15 protein-coding genes and 3 pseudogenes are annotated in these 24,646 nt (G+C 38.9%); 17 read left to right on the top strand and 1 reads right to left on the bottom strand.

Going from position 1 to position 24,646, the window contains the following annotated elements; genetic code table 11:
• From J7E63_RS18545 to J7E63_RS18515, 7 genes and pseudogenes are all read left to right on the top strand, one after another.
• A pseudogene (locus J7E63_RS18545) lies at window positions 1-275 on the top strand (D-xylose ABC transporter ATP-binding protein); the annotation flags it as partial.
• Between the two features lie 89 nt (window positions 276-364).
• Window positions 365-1,267 (top strand): ABC transporter permease, encoded by a 903-nt coding sequence (locus J7E63_RS18540; protein WP_374193759.1) that lies wholly within the window; start codon window positions 365-367, stop codon window positions 1,265-1,267.
• Between the two features lie 107 nt (window positions 1,268-1,374).
• Complete coding sequence (locus J7E63_RS18535; protein ID WP_285289951.1) at window positions 1,375-4,938, top strand: GH32 C-terminal domain-containing protein; 3,564 nt, start codon at window positions 1,375-1,377, stop codon at window positions 4,936-4,938.
• A gap of 203 nt (window positions 4,939-5,141) precedes the next feature.
• On the top strand, window positions 5,142-6,371 hold the full coding sequence (locus J7E63_RS18530) for a NosD domain-containing protein (protein WP_215014989.1): 1,230 nt from the start codon (window positions 5,142-5,144) through the stop codon (window positions 6,369-6,371).
• A gap of 284 nt (window positions 6,372-6,655) precedes the next feature.
• Window positions 6,656-6,844: a twin-arginine translocase TatA/TatE family subunit gene (locus J7E63_RS18525; RefSeq protein WP_215014987.1), complete on the top strand. Its 189-nt coding sequence runs from the start codon at window positions 6,656-6,658 to the stop codon at window positions 6,842-6,844.
• Window positions 6,845-6,922: 78 nt separating this feature from the next.
• Window positions 6,923-7,651 (top strand): twin-arginine translocase subunit TatC, encoded by a 729-nt coding sequence (gene tatC / locus J7E63_RS18520; protein WP_251033608.1) that lies wholly within the window; start codon window positions 6,923-6,925, stop codon window positions 7,649-7,651.
• 340 nt (window positions 7,652-7,991) lie between these two features.
• Window positions 7,992-9,335: a NosD domain-containing protein gene (locus J7E63_RS18515; protein WP_215014977.1), complete on the top strand. Its 1,344-nt coding sequence runs from the start codon at window positions 7,992-7,994 to the stop codon at window positions 9,333-9,335.
• 190 nt (window positions 9,336-9,525) lie between these two features.
• Here the strand turns inward: J7E63_RS18515 and J7E63_RS30570 are convergent, their stop codons facing one another.
• Complete coding sequence (locus J7E63_RS30570) at window positions 9,526-9,711, bottom strand: IS3 family transposase (protein WP_374193758.1); 186 nt, start codon at window positions 9,709-9,711, stop codon at window positions 9,526-9,528.
• Window positions 9,712-9,987: 276 nt separating this feature from the next.
• Between J7E63_RS30570 and J7E63_RS18505 the strand changes: the two are divergent.
• The 10 genes and pseudogenes from J7E63_RS18505 to J7E63_RS29725 form a co-directional block, all read left to right on the top strand.
• Window positions 9,988-10,173: pseudogene (locus J7E63_RS18505) on the top strand (IS4 family transposase); the annotation flags it as partial.
• 286 nt (window positions 10,174-10,459) lie between these two features.
• Window positions 10,460-11,296: pseudogene (locus J7E63_RS29730) on the top strand (Cof-type HAD-IIB family hydrolase).
• Between the two features lie 121 nt (window positions 11,297-11,417).
• Window positions 11,418-12,392, top strand: a complete 975-nt coding sequence (locus J7E63_RS18490; protein ID WP_215014969.1) for a LacI family DNA-binding transcriptional regulator — start codon at window positions 11,418-11,420, stop codon at window positions 12,390-12,392.
• 245 nt (window positions 12,393-12,637) lie between these two features.
• A complete protein-coding gene (locus J7E63_RS18485; protein ID WP_215014966.1) occupies window positions 12,638-13,594 on the top strand; it encodes an ABC transporter permease in 957 nt (318 codons plus the stop codon).
• Window positions 13,595-13,611: 17 nt separating this feature from the next.
• Window positions 13,612-14,526, top strand: coding sequence for a carbohydrate ABC transporter permease (locus J7E63_RS18480; protein ID WP_251033607.1), 915 nt, complete (start codon window positions 13,612-13,614; stop codon window positions 14,524-14,526).
• Between the two features lie 85 nt (window positions 14,527-14,611).
• Window positions 14,612-16,252 carry an ABC transporter substrate-binding protein gene (locus J7E63_RS18475; protein WP_251033606.1) on the top strand — a complete coding sequence of 547 codons (1,641 nt, stop codon included), beginning with the start codon at window positions 14,612-14,614 and terminating at the stop codon, window positions 16,250-16,252.
• Between the two features lie 313 nt (window positions 16,253-16,565).
• A complete protein-coding gene (locus tag J7E63_RS18470; protein ID WP_215014963.1) occupies window positions 16,566-16,808 on the top strand; it encodes an aspartyl-phosphate phosphatase Spo0E family protein in 243 nt (80 codons plus the stop codon).
• A 75-nt stretch (window positions 16,809-16,883) separates the two neighbouring features.
• The gene (locus tag J7E63_RS18465) at window positions 16,884-18,380 is read left to right on the top strand and encodes a glycoside hydrolase family 32 protein (protein ID WP_215014961.1); all 1,497 of its coding nucleotides are present in this window, start codon (window positions 16,884-16,886) and stop codon (window positions 18,378-18,380) included.
• A 33-nt stretch (window positions 18,381-18,413) separates the two neighbouring features.
• Window positions 18,414-19,022, top strand: coding sequence for a YesL family protein (locus J7E63_RS18460; RefSeq protein WP_215014958.1), 609 nt, complete (start codon window positions 18,414-18,416; stop codon window positions 19,020-19,022).
• Window positions 19,023-19,144: 122 nt separating this feature from the next.
• Window positions 19,145-24,511: a GH32 C-terminal domain-containing protein gene (locus J7E63_RS29725; RefSeq protein ID WP_251033605.1), complete on the top strand. Its 5,367-nt coding sequence runs from the start codon at window positions 19,145-19,147 to the stop codon at window positions 24,509-24,511.
• The last annotated feature ends 135 nt before the right edge of the window (window positions 24,512-24,646 follow it).

Raw genomic sequence — 24,646 nt, 5'->3', positions numbered from 1 at the left:
TGATCGCTAGATGGCTGTCCATCGCACCTAAAGTATTACTGCTTGATGAACCCACGAGAGGTGTGGATATTGGGGCAAAGACTGAAATACATAAAATTGTTTCGAAGCTTGCCGAAAATGGCTTGGCAGTTTTAATGATTTCATCTGAGCTTCCAGAAGTTTTAGGAGTAAGTGATCGAATCCTCGTCATGTGCGAAGGAAGGTTAACAGGAGAACTTTCGAGAGAAGAAGCCACACAGGAAAAAATTATGTACTTAGCTACTAGGGGGGAGTAAAGAAAATGAGGGGAAATACTCAAACAATATCACAAAGAGAAAGCCTTCATGTTGGGAAGGTACTTCACGGATTATGGAATCGATTAGGTATGATCATGATTTTAATCTTATTATGTGTGGTCCTTTCTTTTACCGCGCCTAATTTCTTAGAAACGGCTAATATGTTAAATGTATTAAAGCAGGTTTCCATCATTGCTGTGCTAGCTGCTGGAATGACAATTGTGATATTAACTGGTGGAATTGATTTGTCGGTCGGGTCAACAGTTGCTTTATCCGGTGTTATTTCAGTTATGGTCTCTTCAGCAGGAGTTAACCCCGTCATTGCCATGATATCAGGTGTGGCTGTAGGGTATGCAGTAGGACTAATAAATGGATTTTTCACTGCTAAAACAAAATTACCAGCATTTATTGTTACATTAGGTAGTTTCACCTATGTTCGAGGTCTTGCTTATGTCATTAGTGGTGGTTATCCGATTGTCTTACAAAATGAAACGTTCAAATTCATTGGGGGCGGAGCTATTTTCGGAATACCAACTCCTATCTATATCATGGTTTTTGTTTATATCGTTATGTTTTATGTTTTAAAGTATACCATGTTTGGCCGCCATATCTATGCCATTGGTGGAAATGAAGAAGCAGCACGATTAACAGGGATTAAGGTGGAGAAGTCATTAATTAATGTGTATTCCATCAGTGGATTATTAGCAGGTTTAGGTGGGGTCGTTTTAGCTGGCAGGTTGTATTCTGGTCAACCAACTGCAGGACAAATGTATGAGTTAGATGCAATTGCCGCGGTTATTTTGGGTGGAACTAGTCTAACAGGCGGTAAAGGAAAGATACAAGCAACGATCATTGGGGTATTAATTATGGGCGTGATTAGTAATGGCTTAACTCTAATGGACGTTAACTATTATTGGCAGCTTGTAGTCAAAGGTGGAGTAATTGTTGCCGCAGTTTTATTAGATCGTTTACGTGGAAATAGTGCAGCTTAATTCTCATCAAGGAACATCACATATGAATTTCAAATCTATTAAATGGGGTGTGATTTAAACTGAAGAAAAAGTTTAGTATTCTATTAATCTGTTTGACGGTCTTATGTTTGCCATTAACAACTAACGCATTTGCAGAGGATCCAGGTTATTATAATGAGCCGTTTCGTAACCAATTTCATTTTTCTCCAGAAGCTAACTGGATGAACGACCCAAATGGAATGGTTTACTATGATGGGGAATATCATCTTTTTTACCAGTACTATCCTTATGGAACAACGTGGGGACCGATGCATTGGGGTCATGCCGTTAGTACTGATTTAGTAAACTGGGAACATCTTCCTATTTCCTTATCTCCTGATGAAAATGGGGATATCTTCTCGGGAAGTGCGGTTATTGATTGGAACAATACGGCGGGATTTGGTAAAGAAGCAATGGTTGCAATCTTTACTCATTCTGGGGAAAAGGGACAAGTTCAAAGTATTGCGTACAGCAATGATAAAGGAAGAACATGGAAAAAGTATGAGGGTAATCCTGTTATGCCGGATGCCCCGATTCCTGACTGGCGCGACCCAAAAGTTTTTTGGCACGATGAGACAAATCAATGGGTGATGTCTCTAGCTGCGAAGGATAGAGTGATGTTCTATACTTCTCCAGATTTGAAACATTGGAAATATGCAAGCGAGTTTGGTCCTGACGGCGGTATTCAAGCAAATGGACAGCATGGTGCTTACTCGTATACCTTGTCACCTCAAAAGGGCGGATCTTTTACGCTAGAAGGGGATATCACTCTTGTTGAAAAAAATGGTCGAGAAGGAGCAGGAGGGGTTGTTTTTCGCTCAAATAAAGACGCAACCAGCGCATATATGGCAAAAGTGGATGCTGAAAAAGATCTCGTAACGCTAAGTAAAATCGATCAGGGAAAGGTAACTGATATTGCTTCAAAGTCAATGACTCTCGAAACTTCCCAAACTTATCATGTAAAGGTGGAGGCAGAGGCAAGCCATTTAATAGTCTCCCTCAATGGTAAACAAGCTGTTGAAGGAACAGATTCATCCTTTGAAAATGGGCAGTTTGGATTAACGGCATGGAATTCTACCGCTGCGTTTCGTAATGTGGAATTTATGAACAAAACCAACTTTGTGACGAACTTGTCTGGATGGAAAACAGTAAATGGTACATGGAATGATACAAATGATGGTAAAAGTGGAAGCGCTGACAGTGATGGATTTATTATGAGTGAAGATCAGGGAGATCAATTTAGTTACGAGACAGAAATCACCATTGTAGGTGATAAGGGTGGTTCAGGTGCTCTTGTATTCCGCGCTGATGCAGATGCTAAGAATGGATATGTTGCTAGCATGGATGCCTTAACTGATACAATCAAGCTAATGAAGCTTGAAAATGGAACTGCCACTGTAATTGCGGAAAAAAATACTAAGATCGATACGGATCAAAAATATCGACTGAAGGTAAAAGCAGCTGGTGATCAAATCAAAGTATATGTAGACGATAATCTTATTCATGATGTAAATGATGCAACCTTTTCAAGCGGTTTGTTCGGTTTGCATGTTGGGAACTCTTCTGCATTGTTCCAAAATGTTAATACAGGCAAATATATTGTGACAGACGCAAAGGAAATTGAAAATCACGATTTTGAAACAGGAGATTTGACTGGCTGGAAAGCGGTAAGAGGAGATGCGTTTACAAACGATCATGTGAGCGACACGACATCATATTGGGGTGGTTCCTTTGATCAACAAGGAAAATACCATTATTGGGGGTTTTCTGATAAGCATAAAGGAGACGATGCAACAGGAGAAATGCATTCTTCTTACTTTAAGCTAAGCGGTTCAGGTGAAATAAATCTATTAATTGGCGGCGGGAATGACATTACTAATCGCTATGTTTCCTTAGTAAGAGCTTCCGATGACAAAGAATTAATTCATCAAGCAAATACAAAATTTGCTAATGAACAGTATCGCCGTTATGTGTGGGACGCGTCCAAGTATGTAGGAGAAGTAGTGTATATTAAAGTGGTCGATAATGCTACAGGGGGCTGGGGCCATATTAATATTGATGATGTTAACGTGTATAATACAGGTAACATGCCTGCACAAGTTGACAATGTAGCACAAGAACAAGAATCTCAGGTTGCAGAACAAAGAGATAACGGAAAGTTAACTGACTGGAATACAGTGACAGGTGACTGGGTAGCGTCTACTTACGGAAGTAACAATGGTATATGGGAGTGCCCTGCATTATTTCAACTTCCGGTGGACGGAAATCCGAACAACAAAAAATGGGTGTTACAAGTAAGTATCAATGATGGTGCACCAGCTGGCGGCTCAGGTATGCAATACTTTGTCGGTGATTTCGATGGAAAAACATTTAAAAGTGAAAACCCGCCTCAGCAGACATTGTGGTCTGACTACGGTGCAGATTTTTATGCAGGGGTAGAATGGAGCGGGATTGAAGGTAAAAACGGGGAGAAGTATTGGCTTGGCTGGATGAGCAACTGGCAGTATGCAAACAATACACCAACTACGACATGGAGAAGTTCTACATCGCTACCTAGGGAATTAGAGTTAACGAAAACGACAGAAGGGCTTCGTTTAAAACAAACACCAATTTCTTTGCAAGGAATCCGCAAGCATCAAGAGAAAACAGCGTTTGAGAATAAGACAATTTCCGGAAATAGTAATCTTCTTTCAGGAATTACCGGAGATACTTTTGAAATCATTGCGGAATTTGATGTTTCCGGTACAAAAGCAACGGAGTTTGGACTCCAGGTTCGTAAAGGAAGTACGGAACAAGCTACAATCGGTTATGATGTAAGTAGCCAGAAACTATTTGTTGACCGAACGAATTCCGGAGGCTTTAACTTTGGACAGAATGTAAAAGGAAAGCACACTGCCCCACTGAGTTCAACAGATGGAACGGTAAAAATGCATATTTTCTTAGATCGCTCCTCTGTTGAAGTGTTTGGAAACAATGGTGTAAGCGTTATTACTAATCAACTGTTTCCGCTGCCGTCAAGCAACGGTTTAGAGCTTTATAGTAAGGGCGGAGAAGTCAAATTAAAATCGCTTAATATTTACCCATTGAAGTCCATTTGGGGAAAGAGCCCTGTTCATACAAAAATGTCAGGATGGACAACAGTTAATGGTCTTTGGGCCGATACGATTGCCGGAAAGCAAGGCCAAAGTCAAGGAGATGCGTTTATTCTTTCAAACGAAAAAGGCAGTGATTTTACGTATGAAGCGAAAATTAAAGTACTTGATACTGATTCCCACCCAAGCGATCCATCCAAAGATACAGTTGGAAATCCAATCGGTGCCGGCGCGTTAGTATTCCGCTCTGATGCAGATGCGAAAAATGCCTATGTTGCAAATGTTGATGTTCTCAACAACACGGTAAAACTAGTTAAGTTTGCCGATGGAAGAGGCAACGATCTCGCTGTTTACAATGACAATGGAAAACTACAATTAAAAGCAAACACAGATTATCACCTGAAAGTTGTTACAAAAGGTGAAAGTATTAAAGTTTATCTGGATGACAAGCTTGTCATTGAGGCAGCGGACAATGCATTTAAAGAAGGCTATGCTGGATTAAATGTATGGCACTCTACAACTGTGTTCAATCAGATTAACTACAATTCTAAAAAACAATAATAGCAATGAGGCACCTGTACAGGCTATCGATTCATTTGATAGCCTGTAAGATGAAAAGGATATTGAGGTCCTATGTTTCTAACAAATCATATTTGCACCAGAACCAAAATATGGAGCAACTAATGGCATAAAAATAAGTTTTGAAAATTTACAAGCCCTAACAGGAAAATTATTGATTTTTATCAAATTAATGGGAGGACAATATGGAAACAAATAAATCTATTCAAAAGCCATATTCAAAAGAACGACGGAACTTTGTAGTAGGATTATCTGTTTGGTCATTAGCATTTTTAAGCGGTTTTCCTTTTAAGGCAAAAGAAGTAAGCGCTCTCACCCCTCAAACTATGACACTTAACCCAGTAGATTATGGAGCAAAGTTAAATGACCCCAGTTTTACTCGCAACGCAGAAATTATTAATGATCTTATTAATTCAATGCCTCCATCTGGAGGAGTCATTGAATTACCAGCAGGAGACATGTGGCTCTCAGACTCAATTAAAATTAATCGCTCTTATGTGACAATCAGAGGCGTTAATCCAGGTACACGTTCGGTTGTCGATCCCGAGTCTCCAGGTGGAGGAAGTAAACTTTTATTAGGTGAGGGATGTACAATAGGTATCCTTTCTGAAAGAAGCGCCACTGGAAGACCACGAGTATCTGCGATTCAACTGGAAAACTTTTTTATTAAAGGTCTTGGAACAGAAAGAGGTCAAACTGCTGTTAGTATCGACCAAGATAATGATGCAGTTCATATTATTGGTATTTCAACTATGAGCGTAGATACAGGTTTAAGATTAACTGGACCTGACGCATGCATTGTAAGAGGCTGTTGGATTTCAGAAGTTCGTAATGGACTTCTTGTGAAGAGTTCTTCTCAGCAATTATTAGTAGCCAATAACCACTTTGGAGCACAACCGGAAGGAAAAAGTGTATCTTTACAAAATCCTAAGTGGGCAAATATTGTAGGTAACAACATCTATCCTGATGGATATACATGTTTAGAAGCTATAGACGCCGAAAACTGTACGTTTTTAGGAAATAATATCCAAAGCTTCTACAATGGTGCTGTTATTATTAAAGGATATGGAAATTTGTTTTCTGGGAGAGTGCAAGCGTGCAAAGTCAAAAAAGATGATGTATATGTCTGGGCACCGGACCCTATGAGGCGTGATAATCTTTATGGACTGATTCATGTTGATGGAGATGATAATCATATCACTGCGTCAACTGTCTATTCTGACCAACCAGAAGATCACACTCGTATCTTAATTATGGGTGGTAATAGAAACTGGGTGACTAATACCAAGATTTGTGGTGTTTCTTCGCAGCGAAAAGTTGTAGTCAATGGTACATGTATGGATACACGTATTGTTCATTCTGCGCCATTGTCTGAGATAGATAAAGCTGATTCAAATGCAACAGTCGTTTGGTAATTTATTGCTCTGCTATTACTCTATTTCACAATAGCAGAGCATACCTATAAAATACGTCTTTCGTGGAATCACAACCTCGCTCGTGTTTGGATGAAGTTTTTTTAAATCGAATGCATTCATCTTACCAATATCATAAACTATCCAAAGAGTACAAAAGATCTATAAATCTTCTCCCCAATTTTGGGCGCTTTATTCTTAGGAATTGGAGCAGAAATAAACCATTCTGAAAAGAACAATAAATGTCTAAAAAAGAATTACAAGATTTAAACTACTAGGAGGAAAATATGATGCAAAATATCGGAATTCCAGGGTTAATACTTATCTTAACAATCGCGCTTATCATTTTCGGCCCTTCTAAATTACCGGAAATCGGAAGAGCATTTGGCTCAACTTTAAGGGAATTTAAAAAGTCTACTAGAGAGATTGTGACAGATGATCTAAATGAAGAGACATCTAATAAAAAAGAAAAATGAGATAAATAAATTAAGAGGAGATGTAGATCCGTCTTACATCTCTTTTTTTATGGAGTGAGTATGTTGGAAGATCGAGACATGCACATAGTTCAACACTTGGAAGAGCTGCGCAAACGTATTATCATTACTTTCCTCGTCTTTCTGCTGTTTTTAGTGATGGTATTTGTATATGTTCAAGATATTTACCATGTATTAGTCAAAGATTTGCCATTCAAGCTAGCGCTGCTAGGACCAAGTGATATCTTAGTCGTTTATTTAATGATAGCCAGCGTCGTTGCCATTGCAGCTACTATACCAGTTGGTGCGTACCAAACATGGCTGTTTGTACGTCCGGGATTAACACCAAAAGAGCGTAAAGTTACAATCGCTTATATCCCAGCACTATTCATCTTATTCGTATTAGGAATTAGTTTTGGTTACTATATTCTATTACCTCTTGTACTAAATTTTTTAATGTTGTTATCAAACGACATGTTTAATACGTTTTTTACAACAGAGAAATATTTTCAATTTTTGCTTCACATGACATTGCCTTTTGGATTTCTGTTTGAACTACCCGTTGTCATTATGTTTTTAACAAGCTTAGGAATTATCAATCCGTACCGTCTGCAAAAAATCCGAAAATATGCCTACTTCATATTAATCGTCGTTTCAATTTTGATTACGCCACCAGATTTTCTATCAGATATCCTTGTAAGTATACCTTTATTACTCTTATATGAAGGCAGTGTCAGTTTATCAAAATTCGTATATAAACGACAGCATAGGGCTAAAGAAGGTAATAAAGATGCATACGAATCTATTTAAAAACAAGAAAAAGGGTTGGAGTTAAAAAGCGGATTAATGAACTGTTGATTGAAAATAGAGTTGTTCCGTTAAAGGGCCATTTAATTGAATAAAATTCTCAAAAACACTGGATATATATTATAAAAGGAATTTTATATAAATTCAGAGAATATAACTATATCTTTTGGAAAATGGGAGATGGAACAGTGAATTATTTTATTTTAACGGGTGCTTCAAAAGGTATAGGAGAATCTCAGAAAAGCTGCAGGAAAAGCACGAATTCGTAAGGCTTTACTTCCAGCTATATCAAGGAAAAAGTAGTTTATGAACAAACACACTAAATTGATAGGAGAATTTATTTATGGCTAGTAAAAATTATTACGACGTAACAGAGTGGCCTGTCGGTAATCCGTATGAGGATATTGGTGAGGTAATCAATAGCATTATAGCAGATATTAAAAGTAGGCAAACAGACACTGATGTGAATAAAGGCGGAAAGCCGGGTGCGGTTATCTATATTCCACCGGGAGATTATCATCTTGGCAGTCAAGTAGTTATAGACATCAGTTATCTTAAAATTATGGGTTCTGGACACGGGTTTACATCTTCGAGTATTCGTTTTAATACTTCTGAGAATAAATGGGCGGATTTGCATGAATTGTGGCCGGGAGGAAGTCGCATACTCGTAGATATTCCCCTAGAAGTAAATGACGAGGAATATAAAGGAGCTGCATTTTATGTTGAACGAAGTGGAAATCCCCGAATAAGTTCGGTAGAGTTTTCTGACTTTTGTATTGATGGTTTGCATTTTATTGAAGATGGTTCAGGAGAAACAAATCCGGAAAACACATACACTAACGGGAAAACGGGTATTTTTGTTGCAAGTGCTTGTGACTCATTCCGGATTACAGGCATGGGGTTTGTGTATTTAGAGCATGGAATTACTATTTATCATGCAGATGCACTGACTATACATGATAATTTCATAGCTGAATGTGGTAACTGTATAGAACTACGAGGTTGGGGACAGGCTTCAAAAATAACCGATAACTTGATAGGAGCCGGTTTTAAAGGATATTCAATTTACGCTCAAAATTTTGGTGGACTTTTGATTACAGCGAATAATGTTTTTCCACGAGGTGCGAGCAGTATCTATTTTGATGGTGTGACACGTTCCAGTATCACAAATAATAGACTTCATTCATTTTATCCAGGAATGGTGGTATTCAGGGAAAATTGTTCGGAAAACTTGGTTTCTTCAAATCACTTTTTACGTGACCATGAACCTTGGACTCCTTTTGTGGGAATAGACAATGGTTTAGATGATTTGTATGGTCTCCTCTATATCAGTGGCAATAATAATTCTGTAATTGCTAATCACTTTTCTGAAGTAATTAATACTCAGAACATCAAGCCTGTAGGTGCAACACCTGTAATCATACGTATTGTTTCGGGTAATGGAAATTATATTTCTAATAATCATGTTGTTGCCACGGAGGTTCATGCCAAGATAAGTGATTCTTGTTTCTCTGCGCAAGTAGACGCTTTGTTGACTACCGAAGCATCAGAGCCGCTTACCGTAACAACAGTATTGGTAGAAAAAGAATCGCTTCAAAATACGATTCTTGATTCGGGAAGTGATGCACAGGTTGTTATGGACAAAACTGTAAATGCATTCAGAGCCACTCCAACGCCAGGAGCATAAATAATATATTCAACTATGTTTTTGTGGTAGTTTTTGTTCCAAAGTTTCCAATTGCAAGTCGGACACTTGAATTATTTCGTTTGTCATTTAATTTTTGGGGTGCTTCCTAGCGATGGAAGTGCCTCTTTTTATAGTGTTTCCCATATTTGGATAAATGCCAATAAAGTAGACAGAAAAAAGGAATGTTTCTTTAGGAAGACTGCCAGAAAATGTCTTCTTTTAAGTTTGGAGAAAGCATGACAATGGCAGAATGAGGTCTTCTAGGATTATAAAACCCTTCAATATATTCGAAACAAGCCAGTTTTACTTCTTTTAACGAAGTAAATTTTTTACGGTTCAGTTCTTCTTTCTTCATATATTTGAAAAAAGGTTCTATTACTTTACTGCATTATCCCAGGGATAAGCGAGCTTTGAATAAGATGGAACGATGGCTAAATGGTCTTGTAATTGACGGAGTTCAGAAGAAAGGTACTGTAAGCCTCTATCTGTCTTTTCCATAAAAAAATCCTTTAATAATGGATTGGAGGCAGTAATCCATCCAAATCCAAAATAAAGGACAAACCCATGGATAAGATACACGAAAAACTGCATTTGAGCAATGGGCATCGCCGATTTCCAATGAATTATTTACGGAACAGGTCCAGCTCCATACCACCGATGGGCGGCGTTCCGGCAAACCAAGTCCGGCATCAAGCTTCATCTGCGGCTCGTGTTCATGGAAAATGGCTGTTCCTACCCCGATCAGGCGGTCTTGACGAACGCCAAGGAACACGATCGCGGCCAACTGGAAGTGCTGGTTGATGACAAGGAATGCATGTATGTGTTCGACCGCGGCTACTTTCATTGAAAAAGGTAGAATCATAGAGGAGGGATTCCATGACGAATTAATTAGGCGTAAGGAGTATCTTGAAGCTATACCATTCACAGCGCGGTAATGAGATGTGTCAGTTCATAAAGGTAAAAGGACAAAATTAGTTAACTTAAAGAAGAAAACCAATTTTTATTGACAATATATTCATGATCTTCAAATCGACGATATAATTGATATAATAGCTTACTAAAAATTTAGACACTTGTTATAAATTCCGACTAAAAACATTTTATTAAGGACTAGGGGGATTCATATGGGTAATTTCAAAATGGTATGTTTGGATATTGATGGAACATTGCTGAATTCCAGGCATGAGATTTCTGACAAAACGAAACAAGTCATTCAGAATGTTGCAAATCAAAAATATATTCCAGTCATCTTAGTTTCTGCAAGAATGCCAAAAGGTATGTTGTCCTTACAGAAAGAGCTAAATATTGTTCAGCCGATTATTTGTTACAGCGGTGCTCTTATTTGGAATCATGGTGATCTGCAATTGAACATTACGATACCAGTTTCAGATGTAAAGAAGGTGTATACTATTGTCAAAAACTTAAGCATCCATATCAGTTTATACAAGGATGATTAATGGTATATAGAAGAAATGGATGAATGGGCAAAACAAGAGAGTGAAATAACCAGTATTACTCCTGCTATTTCCGATTTTAGTAACCTATTTACTATTTGGGAGCAAGAAAGTACTGGACCTAATAAAATTTTATGTATGGCCGAATCCCATAAGATACATCAATTGGATGTAAAAATAAATGATTATCTCTCTAGCTATTTAAATATATACCCTTCAAAACCTACCTACTTAGAAATAATGCCGAAACATACAACCAAAACTTCTGCCATTGAATTTTTATGCAAAGAGTTTGATATCCTAAAAAACGAGATTATCGCAATAGGCGACAACTTTAACGATATGAATATGATCGAATTTGCGGGACTTGGAATTGCCATGGGAAATGCACCGGAACAAGTGAAACAAATTGCTAATGATATCACACTTTCCAATGATGAGGACGGTGTAGCAGAGGCATTAAAAAATACATTCTATCTTAAAAAATCAGAAAAATTAATTTATTAAAAAAAAAACGTTGAAACGTTTCCAAGATGGTGATATCATAGGTTCATGGAAACGTTGAAACGTTTCCAAAGTAGAGATATCATAAGTTTATGAAATCGCTTTAATATTGGAGGTAGTTGTAGTGCCAAGTTTAAAAGATGTTGCAGACCTGGCAGGAGTTGGAGTTGGCACTGTTTCACGAGTCATTAACAATCATCCGAATGTAAGGAACGAAACACGGGAGAAAGTGAATGCTGCGATCAAACAATTAAATTATATTCCAAACGAAGTAGCAAGAAATTTTAAAATGCAAAAATCAACAATGGTTGCGCTGTTGATTCCGAGTGTATGGCATCCATTTTTCTCAGAACTCGCCTATTATATCGAAGATGAGCTTGACCGAGAAGGGTATAAATTGATGCTTTGCAATAGTGGGGGCAGACCCGACAAAGAGCTTTATTATTTAGATATGCTCAATCAGAATAAAGTAGCAGGCATTATTGGAATCACTTACAATGACATCGAAGATAGTGTGAGTACTGATATTCCGATTATCAGCATTGACCGCCATTTTGGAAAAAAAATCACATGCGTAACCTCGGATAACTACACTGGCGGCCGCATTGCCGTAAGAGAGCTTGTGAAAGCGGGAACTAAAAAAGCCGCATATCTTGCAACCTATAGTGATGTTTATAGTGAGGTTGAACTTCGGAAAAAAGGATTCATCGATGAAGCAGAGGCTCAAGGTATCGAATATATCATCTACGAGGAGCTTGATGCTGTTTTTAATGATGAAAAATACTTCGAAAATTTCTTTAAAATAAAAGAACATCAGGATGTGGACGGGATATTTGCCAATACCGATCTGCTTGCCGCCAAATATATCGATAAAGCTAAACAATATGGCTTGCGTACTCCAGAGGATGTAAAAGTAATTGGTTATGATGGAATTCAGGATAATAAGCTGTTTCATCCAATTCTGTCAACGATCCGGCAGCCGGTTGAAGAAATGGCAAGAATGTCTGTTCAACTTCTATTAAGAAAAATTGAAGGTGAAACATTGGAGCAACAGATTTACAGACTGCCTGTTATGTACAGAGAAGGGGAAACCACTTAGCTGTGTCAAATTTTTTAGCTCATCATTGGAAACGTTTTATTGAATCTCAATGATGTAAGATTGAGAGAAACGGCTCAGTTAAGTACCGTTTTTTAGTCTTTATTGGAAACGTTTCAATAAAAACAATTGAGTAAAAGATTTTACCAAATCCTTTATCAAGTAAAAACTACTTAGCAAAATAATTTTTTTAACTTCAATTGGAAACGTTTCAATTAATATAACTAAATTGAAAGTGAGGCAAGAATATGGAAGTGGCAAGGAAGGCAAATCCGATCATCGATTCACCCATCCAAGTAAGAAAAGCATCAAAACTAAAAAAAATCTTGAGTAATTATCAGCTCTATTTGTTTCTTTTACCCGCTTTAGTTTATTTTATTGTTTTCCATTATGTCCCGATGTATGGAATATTAATTGCTTTTAAAGATTTTGTGGCAACAAAAGGAATTATGGGAAGTCCGTGGGTTGGATTTAAACACTTTGAGCGATTTTTTGAATCCTATCAATTTTGGACCCTTATCAAAAACACGCTTGGTCTTAGCGTTATACAACTAATCGTTGGTTTTCCGCTTCCAATTTTTCTAGCTCTCATGATGAACCAAATTAGAAGTGATAAGTACAAACGTTTTATTCAAACAGTTGTTTATGCGCCGCATTTTATATCAGTAGTTGTTTTAGCGGGTATGATTTATGTCTTCTTTTCAAACAATGGGCTTATTAATAACTTAATCCTGATTTTTGGTGGCGATCCGATTTCGTTTATGGCAAAACCTGATTGGTTTAAACCATTATATATTGCCTCAGGCGTTTGGCAAGAAACCGGATGGGCCGCGATTATATATCTAGCAGCGCTTGCAGGAGTCAGCCCTGAACTGCATGAGGCTGCGGTAATGGATGGAGCAAATAAGTGGCAGCGGATTTTTCATGTGGATATTCCGGCGATTATGCCAACGGCTGTTATTCTATTAATTCTAAACGTTGGTAACATTATGAATATTGGTTTTGAAAAGGCCTACCTGTTACAAACACCAATGAACCAGCCGGCAGCAGAGATTATCCCAACCTATGTTTATAAGATGGGGTTACAGCAGGCGCAATATAGTTTTGCTGCCGCAGTAGGATTATTTAATTCTGTGATTAACTTAGCTTTACTAATAGCAGTAAATAAGTCCGCTAAAAAATTATCCGGAACAGGACTATGGTAACAGGAGGTGCAGCATAAATGAGTTTATTAGCTTTAAAGAATAAGAGAATGACAAGAAAATCGAAGGAAGATAAGGTCTTTGATATTATTAACTTTTTTCTGGTCGCGATCATCTTACTATTGGTAGTCTATCCATTGTACTTTATTGTAATTGCCTCTATCAGTGACCCAAACATGATTTACGAAGGAAAGGTATGGCTATTGCCGAAAGAGCTGACCCTTGAAGGGTATCAGCGAATCTTTGGAGACAGCAAGATTTGGCTAGGCTATAAGAACTCCATCATGTATACGGTGGTTGGTACGATTGTAAACGTTTCTTTTACCTTAATGGCTGCCTATGCATTATCAAGAAAAGATTTATATGGAAGAAATGTGATTATGTTTTTATTCCTCATGACGATGTTTTTCTCAGGCGGACTCATTCCTACATACCTGGTTGTTAAGAATCTGGGTTTGCTAAATACAATGTGGGCGTTGATCCTGCCGAAAGCTGTAGCTGTCTGGAACGTGATAGTAGCTAAAACGTTTTTTGAGTCTTCTATTCCTGGTGAGTTATTAGAAGCAGCCAAAATAGATGGATGTTCCGATGCGAAATTTTTCTGGAAGATTGTTCTGCCGTTATCAAAACCGATTGTCGCTGTCATGGTGTTATTCTATGCCGTTGGACACTGGAACTCCTATTTTGATGCTTTAATCTATTTAAATAATGAAAATTTATATCCGTTGCAATTGATTTTACGAAACATTTTAATTCAAAATCAGGCATCCACAATGATGATCAGTGATTTGGACTCCTTGGCCGCAAAACAAAGAGTGTCTGAGCTAATTAAATACGGTGTGATTATTGTTGCTTCCATCCCGCTTTTAATCGTCTATCCATTTGTTCAAAAATACTTTGTCAAGGGTGTTATGATCGGTGGAATTAAAGGTTAATCGAAATGATTTGTAATAAGGGGTGGTGGTCGACATCATTTATAGTTTGCCATCCATTTAATCGAACTAATAGGGGGAAAAACAAATGTTGAAATCAATCAAGAAAAATGTTCAGAAAAACAAGAAAAAGAGCATAGCAATGGCATTGGTTTTAGGATTAAGTGCTTCATTCGTATTAACTGGCTGTTCAAACAGTGATTCTGCCAGTTCCGAGAAAAAAGCAGATGCTGCCTTTCATAAAACAGGTTTACCGATTGTCGACAAACAGGTTACGTTAAACATTGTTTCACCAAAAGCAGCTCTGGCACCTGACTATTCGAAAATGGTGATTTTTGACCGACTTCAAAAAGCAACGAACGTTCAAATTAAATGGAATAATATCCCTGGAGATGGATATCAAGAAAAGAAAAATTTAATGTTGGCAAGCGGTGACCTGCCAGATGCGTTCTATTCATCAGGCTTTTCTGATCATGATCTCGCCCAATATGGTCAGAACGGCACCATTATCCCATTAGAGGATTTAATCGACAAATATGCACCAAATTTAAAGAAACTATTTGAAGAGAGACCAGAGTTGAAAAAGGTTGTAACCGCACCAGATGGGCATATTTATTCCCTTCCGCGTGCTGAGGAAATGGATCTAATCGGTATGCCAAATATTATGTTCATCAACAAAGCATGGTTAGATAAGCTTGGCCTAAAAATGCCGACAACATTAGAGGAATACCATGATGTGTTAAAAGCATTTAAAGAGAAGGATCCGAACGGAAACGGTAAGAAAGATGAAATTGGGTTGACTTTCTGGTATAACGGCTGGTGCGGTAATGAAGGAGATTTAATTGGTTTATTCGGAATGCCAGATGCTCCATTTGAAGCTGACCACCGTATTGTAAGAGATGGAAAAGTCCTTTATGCAGCGGTTCAGCCAGAGTTTAAAGAAGCCATTAAGTATTATAACGGCTGGGTAAAAGAAGGTTTAATTGACCCTGAGGTCGTAACCCAAAAGACGGAGCAGCTGTTTGCCAAAGGGAAAACACAGAATCCAACACTAGGCTCGTTCATTTGGTGGGAAAATACGGAAGTAGTTGGACCGGATCGAGTTAAAGATTATGTCGTATTACCGCCATTAAAAGGGAAAGATGGCAAAATTGTGATTGGACGTTCCAACTATTCCGAATATGGAAGAGATGCCTTTGTGATTACCTCAGCTAACAAAAACCCTGAGATTACGATGCGCTGGGTTGACCAATTATATGAGCCAAAAATGTCAGCACAAATTAACTGGGGCCCAATTGGTGAAATTTACGAGGAAGATGCGAATGGCATGTTAGTGAATAAAGAGCTTCCAGCAGGCGTAGCAATGGGTGAATTACGTCAAAAGGTTGCTCCGGGCGGTCCGTTTGTAGTCTTAAAGGAGCACTTTGGCAAAGTTGTAGACATGGAGCCAAGAGCAAAGGAAAGATTACAAATTCTTGAACAGTATTATAAACCACATATGGAACAAGAAAGCTATCCATCCATCTTCTTTAGCCCTGAAGAGCTTGAAGTGATTAATACGATTGAGCCGGAAATTAAAGCCTTTGTGAAGCAAAAAGAAGCTCAATGGTTGATCGAGGGAGGAATTGAGAAGGAATGGGATGCGTATGTGAAGCAATTAAATGATATGGGTCTTGATAAATTAATGAAAGTTTACCAAAAAGGATTAGACCGCTATAACAAACAATAATCCCAATATAAAGCCAGATATTCTTTCTCGTCTGGCTTTTCTTTTCAAAAAATAAGAAATAGGATGATGTACATGTTTGATGTCACGGCTTTAGGAGAAGTTTTAATTGATTTCACACCCTCCGGTCATTCGGAAAAGGTGGAATTCCCAGTATTCCAACCATCGATCAGGTTGAAAGGTTTTTAAAAAAGGCTTTGTTAAAGGCTAGTGTTGATTTTGGGTGGAGGGTAAAAGTCTGTGCTGGTTTTATATAGAAAGATTAGTTTTTATATATTAACAATATTCGATGAACTGTGGAAAGGAAATAAAATCAATGGTTTTGGGGACTGTATCAGCTTTACGGGAGACTATAGATGAATTTCGCCAGAGTATGTACGAATTAGCAAAGAAGAAGGGCATTTCTGATCCACGTGTAATAAAAATTAGTCAGCAATTAGATGGAAAAATCATGATGTTGCAAAAAATCATATACCATTCTCAATCTATATCAACAGCAAAGACTCTTTATTATGATGAAAACAAGATTGAGCCTGTAAATATTACTCATAGTAAATAGTTTAACTGAAATAATCAACAGCAAACCTTAACAAAGCCTAAAAAAAGAGTTCCTGAGAAAGGAAGAGTGTAAGAAATGAATAACAACGTACTGGAAAAACAACAATATTTTACAGAAAAATACCGTCCGCAGTACCACTTCTCGCCAGAGAGAAACTGGATGAATGACCCGAATGGGATGGTGTTTTATAACGGGGAATATCACTTATTTTATCAATATCATCCCAATGGAACAACATGGGGTCCGATGCATTGGGGACATGCGGTAAGTAAAGATCTTGTTCACTGGGAACACCTCCCGATTGGTTTGGCTCCCGATGAGCATGGAACGATTTTTTCCGGAAGTGCAGTCGTAGATTGGAACGACACTAGCGGTTTCTTTGAAGGGAAATCAGGGTTAGTGGCAATTTTCACCCATGCCGATACATACCCTGATTCTGATCGTCCACGACAAAGGCAGAGTCTTGCCTATAGCAAAGACAATGGGCGTACATGGATAAAATATAAGGGGAACCCTGTTCTGCAAGAAGAAAGTATAACAGATTTTCGTGATCCAAAAGTGTTCTGGCATCGTGAAACTAACCAATGGGTCATGGTATTAGCCGCAGGTCAAACGGTTAGAATTTATACTTCCCAAAATTTAACTTCATGGGAGTTTGCCAGTGAGTTTGGAGAAGGACATGGCTCACATCAGGGTGTCTGGGAGTGTCCCGACCTTTTTGAATTACCTGTTGATGGGGATTCCAATCAGAAAAAATGGGCGCTATTTGTCAGCATTGGCAATGATCCAAAATATGAAGAAGGATCCAGAACGCAATATTTTATTGGCGATTTTGATGGTAAAACATTTTTCAATAATTACAAACCAGAAACGACCCTTTGGATTGATCATGGACGCGATAATTATGCGGGCGTTAGCTGGTCCGATGTTCCAGCTGAAGACGGAAGAAGGATTTATATTGGCTGGATGAGCAACTGGCAATATGCAAATGTTACTCCTACAAAAGAATGGCGAAGTGCGATGACGATTCCTAGAGTACTTGAGCTAAAGAAAACCGAAGAAGGGATTCGGCTTGTACAAAAACCGGTTCGTGAGTTACAAGGTATTCGTGATGAAAAAATATTAATTCAAAACGAAGTGGTTGTACCCGGTAAAAATCTTTTGGAAAATGTGAATAGTAACACATTCGAAATCATTGCCGAGTTTGAAATTGGAACCGCAACGGAATTTGGGTTCAAGGTTTGTAAGGGAGCCAATAAAGAAACAATTATTGGATTTGATGTAGAAAACCAAACATTATTTATAGATCGAACTAATTCGGGAGAGGCTGCTTTCCATGAGGCCTTCGCAGGAAAACATGAGTGCTATCTACTTCCAGAAAATAATAAGATCACTCTACATGTTTTTGTTGACCAGTCGTCTGTAGAATTGTTTGGAAATAATGGAAAGTCCGTCATAACGGACTTGATCTTCCCAAATCAAGAAAATAAGCAATTGGAGCTCTATGTAAAAAATGGAGAAATTAAGTTACACTCGTTAGAGCTTTATTCGTTAAAATCTACTTGGCGATAATGTAGTGAAAAGGTAATAGGGGGAATGAAATTAATGAACGGTTTAAACAACAGATTATTTAATACCTTGAATACAATGGTAGATTTATTTCTTTTAAATTTACTATGGGTCATTACTTCGCTCCCCTTAATAACCTTTTTTCCTGCAACAGCAGCCATGTTTGGCGTTATCCGCAAACGAATTTTACAAAAGGAAACAGAAAGTATTTTAAAAAGCTTTTTAAAAATTTTTAAAGGAAATTTCAAACAAAGCTTTATTATCTCGATTATGTGGTCGGTACTTGCCTGTTTCTTATATTTTGATTATAGGCTTATAGATCCAAGCAGTTCTGTTGGTCACCTCATTCTGTATATCATCTTAGTCATTGGCATTTTGTTGTTTAGTTCGATCTCCATTTATCTATTTCCGATTATGGTCCATTTTGAACTAAGCTTTAAGCACGTTATTCGAAATGCCTTTCTCTTTTCCCTTATGAACCCGGTCTTAACGATTCTTTTATTAATTATTGTTGGGGCGGGGACTTCTCTGTTCTATTTATATCCCGTTACGATTTTCATCATCGGCAGTTATGCAGCCTATGCGGTTTACTATTTATGCCAACTATGGTTTAACCAGTTGCTATACATGAAGGGAACGAACTGAAGGGGAATATGTATCACAAATGGGTGCTTTTTACTGCTAGCATCCATTCTTTTAAGTTGTTATGTAAGCGCATTCTTATTGTTTGAATATAAAAGACAAATAAATGTTGGAGGGGAACAGGGTTGAAGCAAAAATTGAAAAATAAAGGAATATCGATTGTGGTCATTTTTTCTTTAATGATTTCGATGTTTATGCCAACAATCTCCAGTAAAGCTGAAACTGGTGAAACAACGGTTTCATCTGTTGGCGGAGAAAATGAACCTTTTCGATCCAAATTCCACTTTTCTCCGGAAAAAAACTGGATGAATGACCCAAACGGTATGGTGTATTACGATGGGGAGTATCATCTGTTTTATCAGCATAATCCTACTGAATCAAAGTGGGGACCGATGTATTGGGGACATGCGGTAAGTAAAGACTTGGTCAATTGGGAATACCTGCCGATCGCTCTTTATCCAGATGAAACAGGTTTTATCTGGTCAGGGAGTGCAGTTGTGGATTGGAACAATACGACTGGGTTCGGAAAAGACTCTAAACCGCCGATGGTTGCTGTATTTACTCAGGAAAAAGGCGGTCATCAAGTTCAAAGTTTAGCTTACAGCAACGATAAGGGCCGTACTTGGACGAAGTATGATGGCAATCCGATTATCCCTATGCCAGAGGGGATTGATGTTTTCCGGGACCCAAAGGTATTTTGGCATGATGAAACAAAAAAGTGGATTATGGTCATTTCAGCTGGTGATCGTGTTTATTTTTATAACTCACCGGATCTGAAAAGTTGGACGAAGGTAAGTGAATTTGGCAACAATGACGGCTCCCATACGGGAACATGGGAATGCCCGGATTTATTTGCCCTTCCGGTTGATGGGGATCCAACTAAGAAAAAGTGGGTATTAGCTGTCAGTATCAGTGAAGGTGCTCCTTCAGGCGGTTCGGGGATGCAATATTTTATCGGTGATTTTGATGGGAAAAATTTTACCAATGCCAATGACCCGAGTAAAGTTCTCTCGGCCGATTATGGTGCTGATTTTTATGCAGCTGTTACATGGAGTGATGTTTCTGATGGACGCCGCTTATTGCTCGGGTGGATGAATAATTGGAAATATGGTCAGGACATTCCTACATCATCATTCAGGGGATCGATGTCGATTCCGCGTGAACTTGGCTTATCAACGGTTGATGGGGAAGGAATTCGTCTTACACAGAAACCTGTAAAAGAGTTAGAAAGTCTGAGGGGAACGCCACAGGTATTTGAAAATAAAGTGCTAACTCCGGGAGAAAATCTGCTTTCGAACGTATCAGGAGATACCTTTGAGATTATGGCTGAATTTGATTTGAAATCAGCGACAGCAACGGAGTTTGGTTTTAAAGTTCGAAAGGGAGATAGCGGGGAAACAAAGATTGGTTACGATATTGGCAATAAAAAATTGTTTGTTGACCGTTCCAATGCTGGTGAATCAAGTTTCAATGGCAATTTTGCTGCAAAACATGAAGCACCGTTAAATGCCAGTAATCAAACCGTTAAACTCCATCTGATTGTTGACAAGGCATCTGTTGAAGTATTTGGTCAAGACGGTCGTGTTGTGATGACGGATCAATTCTTCCCTGATCCTAAAAATCAATCTCTTGCACTTTACACAACCGGTGGAGAAGTATCCCTAAAATCATTAAAGGTATATGATTTGGACAGCGCAACCTTTGTTTCAAAAATAGATCAAGTGGCCGTTGATGGAGTCAGTCTGCCAAATGAGATTGAAAATCCAGATTTTGAGACTGGCAATCTATCAGGATGGACAGAGGCAGGCTCAGCATTTGATCGTCCAGTATCAAATGTTACTAGTTTTTGGGGCGGTCCTTTTCAGCAGCAAGGAACGTACCATGTTTGGGGATTTGCCGGGGCAGCGAATGATGCAAACTCTGATTTCCGTACAGGTGTAATGAAATCATCGGTCTTCAAACTTGGCGGGAATGGAAAGATTGATTTCCTTGTTGGCGGGGGCCAGGATATTACGAAACTATATGTTGCCTTGGTTCGTGCTTCAGATGGAAAAGAGCTTTTTAAAGCAACGGGATCCAACACAGAAGCCTACCGAAGAGTCAGTTGGGATGCATCGGAATATATCGGGGAAGCAATGTATATCAAAGTAGTTGACTATCATTCTGGCGGATTCGGGCACATCAATGTCGATGATTTTCATGTTTTTAATAATGACCCGGTGAATACCGATGTTATCCAAAATCCAGATTTTGAGACTGGTGATTTAACAGGATGGACAATTGTGGAAGGCGATGCCTTCAGCAATCAGGATGTTACAGCTGATAAGGATTGGGGTTGGGGCGGACCGTTTAATCACCATAACCAATACCATCTATGGGGAGCTAAAGATGGTGGAGACGGACAAACTGGAATTTTAAAATCATCAAACTTTACCCTGGCAGGTACTGGTGAAATTAATTTCCTAATCGGCGGCGGTAATGACATAGACAAATTATATGTGGCCTTAGTTAGAGCCTCCGATGATAAAGAACTTCTCAAAGCGACGAATACCAATTGGAAGGACAGCGAAGCTTATACTCGGGTCAAGTGGGATGCAGCCAATTACCTGGGGGAAAAAGTCTACATCAAAGTGGTGGACCAGTCAAAAGAAGGATGGGGCCATATTAATGTAGATGACTTTCATGTGAAAAATACTGGCATTATAGCCAACTGGCCGTTGGATGAAGGCAGTGGGACCAAAACAAAAGACATCGTAAGAGGAACGAAAGATCCTATTTCCTATGTGTTTACCAAGGCTTTATACAAGCCATCGACAGATCCTTTATGGAGGGATGGAATCCGCAACAAGGCTTTATTGTTCGACGGATATTCCACTTGGATTACGAGGCCTTCTGACCAGGTGATTAAGCCGACGGATGCTCTCACGATAGAAGCTTGGGTTGCTCCAAGATCTTACGAATGGGGCGATCTCGGCCAATTATCAGCGATCGTCAATCAACACAATAAAACGGCAAGCGAAGGTTATATCCTTGGCTTGGGACGGCACGGGAAATGGTCGTTTCAGGCAAGTATTAACGGGGAATGGAAGGAAGTTTGGGCTGCCGAAAACAAACCTCTTGAAAAAAATAAATGGTCGTATATTGTTGCCACCTTTGATAAGGCTGAACAAAAAATGAAGCTTTATTTAAATGGTGAATTAGTCGGAGAGACGGCCACACCAAAAGGAACCATCACACCATCATCAAATGACTTATTAATCGGAAAACATAATAGCGCTGCTCTGATTAATGGAGCTTTCACTGCCAATATGTTTAATGGAATGATAGACGAATTAAAAATGCATAACCTTTCGCTATCAGGGGAAAAAATTAAAGAAAATTATGATTCGTATTTAAGTAGTTTTGAGAATCATAAACTTCCAATACCTGATTTGGCACCAGATCGGAGCAGATATGATGGCGACCGGTACCGGCCGCAATATCATTTTATTGCACCGGAGCATTGGATGAACGAGCCTCATGCACCGTTCTACTATAATGGGAAATATCATCTATTCTATCAAAATAATCCCCAAGGCCCATATTGGCATCAAATTCATTGGGGGCATTCTGTAAGTGAGGATATGGTTCATTGGAAAGATGCACCGATAGCACTTGCTCCTGATGGGAACTCCGTTGCGCCTGATGGTGTTTGGTCAGGTGGATCAACTGTTGATGCCAATGGGAATCCGGTATTATTTTTTACAGCAGGTGATGATAAAAAGGTTTCTAATCAAATGACGGGTCTTGCAACGAGTAAAGATCCCGGGGACCCGGATTTGAAAGAATGGTCTATGTACGAGAAACCAGTTACGGTTCAAGCACCAAACCTGCCGGCAAAAGAAGGGGAGGTATGGTACGGTCAATTCCGTGATCCGTATGTTTGGAAAGATGGAGATACATGGTACCAGCTTGTTGGTTCAGGTATTAAAGGCGCAGGGGGGACAGCGCTTCTTTATACCTCTAAGAACCTAAAAGATTGGGAATACAAAAAGCCGCTGATTGTTGGCAATTATAAGCAAAACCCGAAAACAGGCCAAGTGTGGGAATTGCCAGTATTCCTGCCATTAGGAAAAGATGCAAAAGGTATTGAAAAATATGTCTTCTTTTTCAACCCTTGGTTTGATGGGTACAGTCCACACAATGTAAAATATGTTTGGTATTGGATTGGATCATGGGATAAAGAAAAATTAGAGTTTGTTCCTGACCACAAAGACCCAAAACAATTTGATTACGGTGAACACTTTACAGGACCAAGCGGGATGGTGGATGGAAAAGGACGTTCGATTCTGTTTAGTATTGCCCAGGACCGAAGGACGGAGCAGCAGCATTACGATGCTGGCTGGGCTCACAATGCAGGGCTGCCGCTTGAGCTTTCATTAAACTCAGAAGGCGGTTTGGGAATTAAACCAATTACTGAATTAAATTCCTTAAGGAAAAAGGAACTAGTTTCAATAAAGAATGAGAATACAGATAAAACCAATGAATTAGTAAAGAATGTTAAGGGTGATCAGTTGGAAATTCAACTGGAAATCAATCCAGCCTCTGCAAAACAAGTAGGTCTAAAAGCTAGAAAGTCAGCAAATGGCGAGGAAGAAACATTACTATTCTTTGATGTTGAAAAACAATCACTAAACATTGATCGAAACAAATCCAGTCTCGATCCGGATATCCAAAAAGGAATACAGGGCGGAGAGCTTAAGATTGGTAAAGAAAATCTCAAGCTTCATATTTATCTGGACCGGTCAATGATTGAGGCTTATGCAAATGGTGAAAAAAGCATCACATCACGTGTATATCCAACCCTTTCAGATGCACTGGGCCTTGAGTTATGGAGTAGTGGCGGAAAGGCGAAAGTGGTATCGATGAAGGTATGGGAAATGGGTTCCGCATACGGGGAAACGGTTCCTGCCTATTGGCCTGAATCGAATGGCGGCGGAGATCCAATTCCAGAAAGTACAGAATTGCCAAATCATGATTTCCAATCAGGTGATTTAACAGGATGGACTGTTGTAGAAGGGAAAGCTTTTAGTAATGAACACGTATCCAAGGCAAACGATTGGGGATGGGGAGGACCGTTTAACCAAGCCTCAGACCGAATCGACCCGGAACGATACCATCTATGGGGGTTTAATGGCGAAAAAGGAGGAGATTCATTGACAGGAGTCTTAAAGTCTGAGAACTTTGTGTTGGGCGGAAACGGAAAAATCGATTTCTTAATTGGCGGAGGAGCTAATATCGATAGACTTTATCTAGCACTGGTACGAGCTTCAGACGGCAAAGAGTTAATGAAGGAAACGGGTGGCAACTGGGAAGCCTACCGAAGAGTTAACTGGGATGCTTCGGATTATATAGGAGAAGAGTTATACATCAAAGTTGTAGACTATGAAACTGGCGGATGGGGACATATTAATATTGATGATGTAAATGTACCTGTGGCCATAAAAAGGTAAAATCTTACCTTGATAGATAGAATCAAATAACCTAGAATAATCATGTGAAATTCAATATTGCAGGATTGCGACTGGTTAGCAGGCAAGACCTAAAATGAGAGAAGGATAGAATATACCTTGTGTATATGTCCTTAC

It is taken from the genome of Bacillus sp. ISL-75 (assembly GCF_018613095.1).
Note: the sequence above shows the minus strand (reverse complement) of the source record. Positions and strands in the feature narration are given on the sequence as shown.